Genomic DNA, 10632 nt, shown 5'->3' with positions numbered 1-10632 from the left:
GGACGCGGCGGGCGCGGGTGCTCGGCGTCATCCAGCTGGCGGACGTCGTGAAGACGGGCATGCGGGCTCGGTTCGACGAGATGCGCCGGATGGGCATCCGTACGGTCATGATCACCGGCGACAACCCGCTGACGGCGAAGGCGATCGCCGCGGAGGCCGGCGTCGACGACTTCCTCGCCGAGGCCACCCCGGAGGACAAGCTGGCGCTCATCCGCGCCGAGCAGGCCAAGGGCCATCTCGTCGCGATGACCGGCGACGGCACGAACGACGCCCCGGCGCTCGCCCAGGCCGACGTCGGCGTCGCCATGAACACCGGCACCTCCGCCGCCAAGGAGGCCGGAAACATGGTCGACCTCGACAGCGACCCGACGAAGCTGATCGAGATCGTCGAGATCGGCAAGCAGCTGCTCATCACCCGCGGCGCGCTGACCACGTTCTCCATCGCCAACGACGTCGCCAAGTACTTCGCGATCATCCCGGCGATGTTCGCCGGCGTCTACGGCGGGCTCGACCGGCTCAACATCATGCGGTTGGCGACGCCGGAGTCGGCGATCCTGTCGGCCGTCATCTTCAACGCGCTCGTCATCGTCGCCCTGATCCCGCTGGCGCTGCGCGGCGTGCGGTACGTGCCGAGCAGTGCCTCGGCGCTGCTGTCGCGCAACCTGTCCCGCTACGGCATCGGCGGGGTCATCGCGCCGTTCGTCGGCATCAAGATCATCGATCTGCTGATCCAGTTCGTCCCGGGGGTGGGCTGACCCATGTTCGCGCGTCTTCCCGGCTGGATGCGCCAGCACCTGGCCGCGCTGCGGATCCTGCTCGTGTTCACCGTCGTACTCGGCCTCGCGTATCCCCTGGCGATCCTCGGCATCGCCCAGCTGCCCGGACTGCGCGACCGGGCGGACGGCTCGTTCGTCACCGACGCGGCGGGCCACCGGGTCGGCTCGGCGCTGATCGGCCAGTCGTTCACCGATGCTCACGGCGATCCGATCGCCCGCTACTTCCAGTCCCGCCCCTCGGTGGCCGGTGACGGCTACGACCCCACGTCGACCTCGGCATCGAACCTCGGCCCCGAGGATGTCGTCGACACCTTCGACGACCCCGCGACCAAGGCCGACGACGAGAGCCGGCAGAGCCTGCTCACCCAGGTCTGCTCCCGCAGTGCCGCCATCGGCGCGTTCGACGGCGTGGACGGGCGGCGACCCTACTGCACCGCGAGCGGCGTCGGAGCCGTGCTCGCCGTCTACCACGCCGGTCCCGGGTACAGCGGGCGGATCACCAGGGTCGTCAGCGTGAACGAGCTGTGCCCGGCGCGGCCGTTCGTCGCCACCTACGGCGGCGTCGCCGTCAGCTGTCGCACGCTCGCCGACGACATCACCGCCGGGCAGCGGGTGCTCGTCCGGGGCGACGCGCCGGCGCGTCCCGCCGTGCCCGCCGACGCGGTGACCGCCAGCGGCAGCGGCCTCGACCCCCAGATCAGCACCGCCTACGCTGACCTGCAGGCCGCCCGGGTCGCCCGCGCCCGTGGGCTGACCGTCGCGCGGGTGCGGACGCTGGTCCAGGCACACACGGTCGGCCGGTCGCTCGGCTTCCTCGGCGAACCGGCGGTCAACGTGCTCAACCTCAACCGGGCGCTGGACGCGCTCACCCCGAGCCGGCGGTAGTGCCGGCATGGCGGCGAAGGGAGCCAGGGCAGGGTGGGACGCATCCTGATTGTCGAGGACGAGCCGCAGCTGCTGCGCGCGATGCGGATCAACCTGCGCAGCCGCGGCCACGAGGTCCGCACGGCGGCGACCGGAGCCCACGCCCTCACCGAGGCCGCCGGCCAGCCGCCTGATCTGGTCGTTCTCGACCTCGGCCTGCCCGACATGGACGGCATCGACGTCATCCGCGGGCTGCGCGGCTGGACCCGGGTCCCGATCATCGTGCTCTCCGGCCGGACCTCCGGGCAGGACAAGATCTCCGCCCTGGACGCGGGCGCCGATGACTACGTCACCAAGCCGTTCTCCATCGAGGAGCTGCTCGCCCGCATCCGCGCCGTCACCCGCCGCTCCGGCTCCGCCGAGGCCGGCCCGGTGATCGTCATCGGCCGCCACCGCATCGACTTCGCCGCCAGGTCCGTCACCGCCGCGGACCCGTCTCGGCGCACTCTCTCGGCGGAGGAGTCCACGCCTGCGGTGAACCGGGCGGCCGAGCTGGCCTCGGCGGTCCAGGGCGGCGCGGCGGTCCAGGGCGGCGCGGCGGTCCAGGGCGGCGCGGCGGTCGAGGGTGGCGCGGCGGGCGAGCGGGTGGCGGCGGTGCGGCTGACGCCGACGGAGTGGCGGCTGCTGGCGGCCCTGGTCCGCGAACCGGGAAAGCTGATCAGCTCCCGGGTGCTGCTCGACCAGGTCTGGGGCCCAGGCCACGGCGACGACACCTCGAGCCTGCGCCTGTACGTCAACCGCCTGCGCCGCAAGCTCGAACCGGATCCGTCCCGCCCTCGGCACCTCACCACCGAACCGGGAATGGGCTACCGCTATCAGCCCTGAAGACCGCGAATATCAGCCCTGAAGACCGCGAACGCGAACGGAGCGAGGGGCCGCCGTCCAGACGTCGGCGCCGAGGCCGCCGTGCCTAGTCGCCGACCTGCTGCGCTGACCGGCGAGTTCGTCTTCGTCTCGGAGCACTGACCATGCGGTATTCGCCCGCCCGGCCAGTTGGACGTCGGGTGTCACCCCGGCCGCACGTGCGAGAGTGAGAGCCGAATCATGCGCGGGCGGCGGGCCTCGCCGACGGCCGACCTTGTGGACGAGGGCGGGGCGCCGGATCAGAAAGCGGTGGTGGGCGTGATGGCGCGGGAGTTCGATCTGGTGATCCGCGGTGGCACCGTCGTCGACGGGACCGGCGCGGAGCAGGTGGATGCGGACGTGGCGGTCTTAGGCGACCGGATCGTCGAGGTCGGCACGGTCACGGGCGGTGGCCGCGAGGAGATCGACGCGGCGGGCGCGATCGTCACGCCTGGTTTCGTCGACGTCCACACCCACTACGACGGGCAGGTGACGTGGGAGAACCGGCTCTCACCCTCGTCGAACCATGGTGTCACGACGGTCGTCATGGGCAACTGCGGTGTGGGCTTCGCGCCGGCGCGCGCGGCCGAACGCCCGATGATGATCAGCCTGATGGAGGGGGTCGAGGACATCCCCGAGGTGGTCATGGCGGAGGGTCTGCCGTGGAACTGGGAGTCGTTCCCGGACTACCTCGAAGCCCTCGCGGCGCGGGAGGCTGACATCGACTTCGCGGCACAGCTGCCGCACTCGCCGCTGCGGGTCTACGTGATGGGGAAGCGCGGCGCGGAGCTCGAGCCGCCGACCACCGGCGACCTCGCCGAGATGCGCCGCCTGACCGCGCAGGCGATCCGCGCCGGCGCCGTGGGTGTCTCGACGTCGCGGACGTACGCGCACCGGTTCACCGACGGACGGCCCGCTCCCTCGATCCACACCGAGGACGAGGAGGTGCTCGCGCTCGCCGACGGCCTGCGCGACGCTGGAGCCGGCGTCTTCCAGATGGTGCCGAACACGAGGCTCCCGGTCGCCGAGCAGTACGCGCTGCTGCACGCGATCGCGCGCCGCTCCGGGCGCCCGGTCTCGTTCACCTTCATGCAGCACGAGGAGCAGCCGGGCGGCTGGCGGGAGATGCTCGGCCATCTCGACCAGGCCCGGGCGGAGGGGCTCGCGATCCGCGGGCAGGTGCTGCCGCGGCCCACCGGCGCGCTGCTTGGCCTGGAGCTCTCGCTGCATCCGTTCGCGCTGAACCCGAGCTACGCGCCGCTCGCCGGGCTGCCGCTCGCGGAGAAGGTCGCGGCCCTGCGCGAGCCGCAGACGCGCCGCCGGCTGCTGGCGGAGACGCCGGCACATCCGCACGCGTTCTTCACGCACATCGTGTCCGACCTCGAGCGGATGTTCGTCCTGGGCGACCCGCCGAACTACAACCCGGCCGCCTCCGACAGCATCGCGGCGCGCGCCCGCGCGGCGGGTCGCAGCCCGGCCGAGGAGATCTACGAGGCGCTGCTGGCCCGCGACGGCCACGAGATCCTCTACCGGCCGCTGGGCAACCTGGTCGGTGCGCGGTTCGAGGGCTCGGGGCGCGACCTGCTCGGGCACGACCTCACCGTGCTGGCGCTCGGTGACGGCGGGGCACACTACTCGACGATCTGCGACGCGGCGTATCCGACGTATCTGCTGACCTACTGGATGCGGGACGCCACCGACGGCCGGGGCGTGACGCTTGCGCACGCGGTCAGGCTGCTGACGTTCGAGCCGGCGCGGGCGATGGGCTTCGCGGATCGTGGTCGGATCGCCGCCGGCATGCGGGCCGACCTCAACGTCCTCGACCTCGAACGCCTGCACCTGCACGCGCCGCGCGCGGTCTACGACCTGCGGGCCGGGGGGCGCCGCCTCGTCCAGCGGGCCGACGGCTACGTCGCCACGGTGAAGTCCGGCGCCGTCACCTATCGGGAGGGCGTCCACACCGGCGCGCTTCCCGGGCGCCTCCTGCGCGGCGCCCAGTCGGCTCCCGCATAGCCGACTCCCCCCGTTGTGAAGCCGGATGCTGACCGACGACGTCGTCGCTGCCGGTCCGGGGAACGTGTCGGACCTGCCCGGGCTGGCGTCGCCGCGGCGTTGGTCGAAGACGGCCAGGGTGCCGGTGGCGAGGCGGAGGCGGTCGAGGTAGTGGTCGAGTTGCCGGAGGCCGGCTGGCAGGGGGTTGGGTCGGCCGGTGGCCGGTGCCGTTCACGGCGCGTTGCGGAACGCGCCGGGAATCCCGGCGACCCGCTGTGCCCCACCATCACCGGCCGGCCGCTCAGCCGCGACGCTATCGAACGCCGGATCACCCTCCACACGGCCCGAGCCGCCGCAAGCTGCCCGTCGATCGCGGCCGACCTCTTCACTCATCAGCCCGCTGAGCCGATCGGTATCGAGCGACGGCACGGCCGCGGCCTCAGTCCGGCCCCGCCGGACGCCTCCGGCCTACCTGGTCACCATCGTTTTCTCCTCAGGCGACGGGCACGATCGGGGGTCGGAAGTCGACGCCCGGGCCGCCGAGCAGTGTCGGGGTGGTGGCGGCCACCGATTCGTGGGGCTGGCCGAGTGGAATCCGGCTGACCTTCTCCAGTCGCTGGTACTGTTCCTCACTCAGCCGAACGTCCAGGGCCGCGAGGTAGGCGTCCAGATGGGCCACGGTGCGTGGCCCGATCACCGGGACCAGTCCGGTCGTGGCGATCGCGGCCCGGTGCCGCAGCCACGCCATCGCGACCTGCACCGGCGCTGTCCCGAGTTCGCCGGCAACCTCGAGTACCGTGTCGACCACCACGCTCTTCTGCGCGGTGTCCTCGGTGTGGACCAGTTGCCCAAACGTGGTGAGCCGGCCCTCCGCGCTGTGCCGGTACTTGCCGGTCAACAGCCCACCACCCAACGGCGACCAGAGTGTCGCGCCCAGGCCCAGCGCCTCGGCCATCGGCAGGATCTCCCGATCGGCGGAACGTTCGACGAGGCTGTACTCGAACTGCACGCCCACGATCGGGGCCCAGCCACGCACCTCCGCGAGCGTGACAGCGCGCGCGGTACGCCAGGCCGGAAAATTCGACAGCCCCGCGTAGAGGATCTTCCCGGCCCGCACCAGATCATCCAGCGCGCGCACGATCTCCTCGACCGGGGTGACCGTGTCCGGGAAATGCACCCACAACAGGTCGATTCGGTCGGTGCGCAACCGGGCCAGGCTGCCCTCAACCGCCCGCACCATGTTCCGGCGAGAGTTTCCCGTGCCCTGTACGCCCGCGGCGGGGCCCGTCCCGACGGCGAACTTCGTCGCCAGCGTGAACTGGTCCCGCCGCGCGGGCAGCAGTTCCCCGAGGATCTCTTCGGACTCCCCAGCCTGGTAGGTCTCGGCGGTGTCGATGAAGGTGCCGCCCGCGGCGGCGAACCGGTCGAGCATCCGGGCCGACTCCCCGAGATCGCTGCCGCTGCCCCACCGGGTGCCGAAATTCCCGCCCCCCAGGGCATATTCGGAGACGCGTAGGCCATTGCCGCGGCCGAAGGTCAGGTATCGCATGATGCCCTCCCGCAAAGTACAGCGATCATTGTGTTTGACGGTAGTCGATCCTCCGTCGAAAGTAAAATGATCGCTATACTTGGAGGTGTGACCAATATCGAGCCGATCCACCGGGGTGGGCGTGGCGCGCGGGACCGCATCCTGCGGGCTGCGGCGGAACTGTTCGCGCGAGACGGCATTCACGCCACCGGCATCGCCCGGCTGACCGACGTGGCGCACGTGTCCACCCGCACCCTGTACCAGCACTTCCCCAGCAAGGATGCGATCGTCGCCGCCTATCTGCGGCGCTTCATCACCGAGACCCCGGTGCCCGCCGTGGCACAGTTGGCGCGCGATGATCTCGATCCGCGGGCGCGACTGCTCGCGCTGTTCCTCGAACCCGCGCCTCCCCCGGACGGGGTCGTGCGCGGTTGCCCGTTCCACAACGCCGCCGTCGAGACCGCGGGAACCATGCCCGAGGTGGCGGAACTGGTCGAGCAGCACAAACGAACGTTCACCCACCGCCTGGCCGAGGTCGCGGCCGAAGCGGGCGCCCGCGACCCGGAAACCCTTGCGCGGCAACTGGCCCTGCTGTTCGAAGGAGCCCGCGCGCTCTCGACCTCACTCAACGACACCCGGCCCGTCCAGGACGCCCACGAACTCGCGAAGACCCTGATCGACCAGGCCATCACGCCATCCCAGCGGCCCGGGTAGAGGGCAGGGGTCGCCGGGGTCGTCGCAGCGACAGCGCCGGCCGCCGCGCACGTCGGTGGAGCGCGGCGATACTGGGCTTTCGTGGCCCTGTACGAGGGAAAGGTGGTGCTGTGCCGACGCGAGGGCAGACGGCGGTGGTGGTTCCGGTACCGGTCGCCGATCGGTTGCTGCAGGAGGTGGCGAGTAGTCATTCGCAGGCGGTTCGGCAGGGTGTCGCCGCCCATGTGTCGCTGCTGTACCCGTTCCTCGACGCGTCCGTGGTGGACGACGAGGTGCTGGGGTGGCTGCGGGAGTTCGCCGCGCGGACGCGGCCGATCGCGGTGGAGTTTCTCGACGTGGTGCCCGCGCCGGGATTCGTCCACCTGCCGGTGCCGGCGCTGCGGCCGCTGGTCGCCGGGCTCCGGGCGCGGTGGCCGCAGGTGGTGCCCTACGGCGGCAGGTTCGGCGCCGACCCGGCTCCGCATGTCACGCTCGCGATGGGCCTGGCGGCCGACGATGGCGCCGCGGTCGCGGCGCGGGTGCGCCGGTTCCTACCTCTCACTAGTTCGGCCGACCACGTGTGGATCGTGGCCTACGACGAGGGGTGGAGCCTGGTCGAGACATTTCCGCTCAGGGGGGCGGATGGTGAACCGGAATCGCCGGGCAGGCAATGAGGTGATCGGCGCGGCGTGCGACACGGGCGAGATCGGTGTGAGCGTCGCCGGAGGGATCGCGGGGCGGCGTTAGCATCCTGTTAGAGAATCCGGCACCGCGAGCGTCGTCGCGGTTGACTCCCACCGACGTGTTCCGATCGAACCGGGAGTCCGATGCGCGACCTCATTCCGCCTTCGTCCTGGGCGTCCCGGTCCGTGGGAGGCGACGGTGGCCACTGACCTCGTCCGGCGGCTGCTCGTCGGGCGGCCGATGCGCAGCGAGCGGCTCGCCGAGACGGAACTGCCGAAATGGCTCGCGCTGCCCGTGTTCTGCAGCGACCCGCTGTCCTCCGTGGCGTACGCGACGGAGTCGATTCTCGTCGCGCTCGCCGTCGGCGGACTCGCCCTGTACCACGTCGCCCCGTACATCGCGGCGGCCGTCGCGCTGACCCTGCTGATCGTCGTGGCGTCCTACCGGCAGACGGTGCACGCCTATCCGAACGGCGGCGGAGCGTATGTCGTCGCGTCCGAGAACCTCGGCGCCACCGCGGGGCTCGCCGCGGCCAGCGCCCTTCTCGTCGACTACGTGCTCACCGTCGCCGTGTCCGTCGCCGCCGGCGTCGGGAACATCATCTCCGCGGCGCCCAGCCTCGCCGGCCACGCACTGCCGATCTCGCTCGGGTTCGTCGCCCTGCTGATGCTGATGAACCTGCGCGGGATGCGCGAATCGGGGCGTATCTTCGCGATCCCGACCTACGGGTTCGTCGTCGGCATCTACCTGATGTTCGCCTGGGCGCTCTACCGGGGGATCGCCGGCGAGCCGATGCGTGCCGAGACCGCCGACTACCAGCTGCGCGCGACAAGCTCCACCACGGGCCTGCTTGCCGTGGTACTCATCCTGCGGGCGTTCGCGAACGGGTGCACGGCGCTGACCGGAGTCGAGGCGATCAGCAACGGCGTGCCCGCCTTCCGCCGGCCGAAGAGCCGCAACGCGGCCGCCACCCTGGCGGGGATGGCGCTGCTCGCGGTCAGCATGTTCGTCGGCATCACGATCCTCGGACTGGTCAGCCATGTGCACATGGCCGAGAACCGCGCGGACTACCTCGGGCTGCCGGCGGGCGCCGCCGTGCCGACGGCGATCTCCCAGATCAGCGCCGCCGTGTTCGGCCGGACCTTCCTCTTCTACTGGAACACGGTGTTCACCGCCGGCATCCTCGTCCTCGCCGCGAACACCGCGTTCAACGGCTTCCCGGCGCTCGCCTCGATCCTCGCCCGCGACCGCTACCTGCCGCGCCAGCTGTACAACCGGGGTGACAGGCTGGTCTTCAGCAACGGGATCGTGCTGCTCGCGGCGGCGGCCGGGCTGCTGCTCGCCGTCTTTGACGCGAACACGCAGTCACTGATCCACCTGTACATCATCGGCGTGTTCGTCTCGTTCACCCTCAGCCAGGCCGGCATGGTCCGCCACTGGCAGCGTGAGCTGGCCCAGAACGGCGACCGTGCTGGTGCTGGTGCTGGTGCTGGTGCTGGTGTGGCGGGTGCGGGCGATGGCGGCTTGGCCGGTGCCGGTGCCGGTGCCGGTGCCGGTGCCGGTGGCGAGGCCGTGGACGCGGCGGGGCGGCGGCGCCTCCGGCGCGCGCAGGCGATCAACGCGGTCGGGGTGGGCGTGACGGCGCTCGTCCTGGTGATCGTGCTGCTGAGCAAGTTCCTCGAAGGTGCCTGGATCGTGGTGGTGGCGATGCCGGTGCTGTTCGGGCTGATGCGGGGCATCCGCGGCCACTACGACCGGCTCGCCGCGTCGCTGCGGGTGCCGGACCAGGTCCGGCTGACCCGCCCGAGCCGCAACCACGTGATCGTCCTGGTGTCGCGGCTGCACCTGCCGACCGTCCGAGCACTGTCCTACGCCCGCGCGCTGAACCCGACCGACCTTGAGGCGGTGACGGTCGCCGTGTCCCGGGAGGAGGCACAGGCGCTGTGCGACGAGTGGGAACGCCACGTCCTCGACGTCCCGCTGCGCATCCTCGACTCGCCGTTCCGCGAGATCACCCGCCCGGTGCTCGACCACGTCCGCTCGCTGCGCCGCGCCGGCCCCCGCGACGTGGTCACCGTCGTCATCCCGGAATATGTGGTCAATCGCTGGTGGCAGCAGATCCTGCACAACCAGAGCGCCCTGCGGATCAAGGCCCGGTTGCTGTTCCAGCCCGGCGTCGTCGTCATCAGCGTGCCCTGGCGCATCGACCTGCCGCCGCCGGACGCGCCGAGGGCGGGCTCGCTCAGGGCTGGCGGGTGAGATAGCCGCCCATCGTGGTGAAGTAGTCGAGGGCGGGCAGCTCGGTGCCGTCGTCGAGGCGGACGCGGGTGATGGCCAGGCCGTGGTTGCGCCCGCGACGGGCATCCGCGCCGGCGACGATCACCACACCGTCGCCCTCACGGTAGAAGATCCGGCCCGGCGTCCCGCCGTAGCGGCCCTCTGAGACGCGGGCCGCCACGACGCGCACCCGCTCGCCGCGCCGGTAGGTGTAGGCGTTGGGGTACGGATCGGACTGGGCCCGTACGAGCCGGTCGAGCTCCTCGGCGGACCAGGTCCAGTCGATCAGGCTGTCCTCGGCGGCGCGCTTGTGGAAGAAACTGGCCTTCGAACGGTCCTGCGGCGTCCAGTCGGTGCGGCCGGACGCGATCAGGGCGAGGCCGTCCACGGTGATCGGCCCGAACAGCTCCAGCGTGCGATGGAACAGGTCGGTCGCGGTGTCGCGCGGGCCGACCGCGACGCGGCGCTGCAGGACGATGTCGCCCGCGTCCAGGGTGGCGTCCATCATGTGCGCGGTCACGCCGACCTCCTTCTCCCCGTTGATCAGGGCCCAGATCAACGGGGAGAAGCCCGCGTAGGCTGGCAGCAGCGAGTCGTGGACGTTCAGGGTGCCGTACCGGGGCAGCTCGAAGATCCGCGGCGGGATCCAGGTGCGCCAGTTCGTCGCCACGATGACGTCCGGGTCGGCCGCCTTGAGCAGCGTCATGAGGTCCTCGTCGTCGGGCTGGGCGCGCAGGGCGACCTCCACGCCGTGTGCGGTGGCGAGGTCGGCCACCGAGTCGGACCAGATCCGCTCGTAGGCATGCTCGCTCGGCGGATGGGTGACGACCAGCGTGACCTCGTGTTCCGAGTCGAGGAGTGCCCGCAGGGTGCGATGTCCCCAGGTCTGGTAGCCGAACATGACGACACGCACGT

Annotated in this window: 10 protein-coding genes; 7 read left to right on the top strand and 3 right to left on the bottom strand. The window is 71.4% G+C overall.

The genetic code is table 11. From position 1 onward, the window contains the following. The 4 genes from C1A33_RS29420 to C1A33_RS29405 form a co-directional block, all read left to right on the top strand. On the top strand, positions 1-755 hold a 755-nt coding region (locus C1A33_RS29420; protein ID WP_115538033.1), incomplete at its 5' end, for an HAD-IC family P-type ATPase. Positions 756-758: 3 nt separating this feature from the next. Then, complete coding sequence (locus C1A33_RS29415) at positions 759-1661, top strand: potassium-transporting ATPase subunit C (protein ID WP_101835252.1); 903 nt, start codon at positions 759-761, stop codon at positions 1659-1661. Between the two features lie 33 nt (positions 1662-1694). Continuing rightward, positions 1695-2525: a response regulator gene (locus C1A33_RS29410; protein WP_101835250.1), complete on the top strand. Its 831-nt coding sequence runs from the start codon at positions 1695-1697 to the stop codon at positions 2523-2525. 219 nt (positions 2526-2744) lie between these two features. Beyond that, on the top strand, positions 2745-4556 hold the full coding sequence (locus tag C1A33_RS29405) for an N-acyl-D-amino-acid deacylase family protein (protein ID WP_243408057.1): 1812 nt from the start codon (positions 2745-2747) through the stop codon (positions 4554-4556). A 210-nt stretch (positions 4557-4766) separates the two neighbouring features. On the opposite strand, the gene C1A33_RS35425 is transcribed toward C1A33_RS29405, so the two are convergent. Continuing rightward, a complete protein-coding gene (locus C1A33_RS35425) occupies positions 4767-4964 on the bottom strand; it encodes a hypothetical protein (protein WP_165818642.1) in 198 nt (65 codons plus the stop codon). Positions 4965-5028: 64 nt separating this feature from the next. Continuing rightward, the gene (locus C1A33_RS29395; RefSeq protein ID WP_101835266.1) at positions 5029-6084 is read right to left on the bottom strand and encodes an aldo/keto reductase; all 1056 of its coding nucleotides are present in this window, start codon (positions 6082-6084) and stop codon (positions 5029-5031) included. An 87-nt stretch (positions 6085-6171) separates the two neighbouring features. On the opposite strand from C1A33_RS29395, the gene C1A33_RS29390 reads away from it, so the two are divergent. From C1A33_RS29390 to C1A33_RS29380, 3 genes are all read left to right on the top strand, one after another. Beyond that, on the top strand, positions 6172-6777 hold the full coding sequence (locus tag C1A33_RS29390) for a TetR/AcrR family transcriptional regulator (protein WP_243408056.1): 606 nt from the start codon (positions 6172-6174) through the stop codon (positions 6775-6777). A gap of 110 nt (positions 6778-6887) precedes the next feature. Continuing rightward, positions 6888-7430, top strand: a complete 543-nt coding sequence (locus C1A33_RS29385; RefSeq protein ID WP_165818641.1) for a 2'-5' RNA ligase family protein — start codon at positions 6888-6890, stop codon at positions 7428-7430. A gap of 208 nt (positions 7431-7638) precedes the next feature. Beyond that, complete coding sequence (locus tag C1A33_RS29380; protein ID WP_243408055.1) at positions 7639-9699, top strand: APC family permease; 2061 nt, start codon at positions 7639-7641, stop codon at positions 9697-9699. Here the strand turns inward: C1A33_RS29380 and C1A33_RS29375 are convergent. After that, positions 9683-10630 (bottom strand): methionyl-tRNA formyltransferase, encoded by a 948-nt coding sequence (locus C1A33_RS29375; RefSeq protein WP_101835246.1) that lies wholly within the window; start codon positions 10628-10630, stop codon positions 9683-9685. The two genes, C1A33_RS29380 and C1A33_RS29375, sit on opposite strands and share 17 nt — an antisense overlap. Positions 10631-10632: the final 2 nt, after the last annotated feature.

Source organism: Frankia canadensis, assembly GCF_900197875.1.
In the GTDB taxonomy this organism is placed as follows: domain Bacteria; phylum Actinomycetota; class Actinomycetes; order Frankiales; family Frankiaceae; genus Frankia; species Frankia canadensis.
Note: the sequence above shows the minus strand (reverse complement) of the source record. Positions and strands in the feature narration are given on the sequence as shown.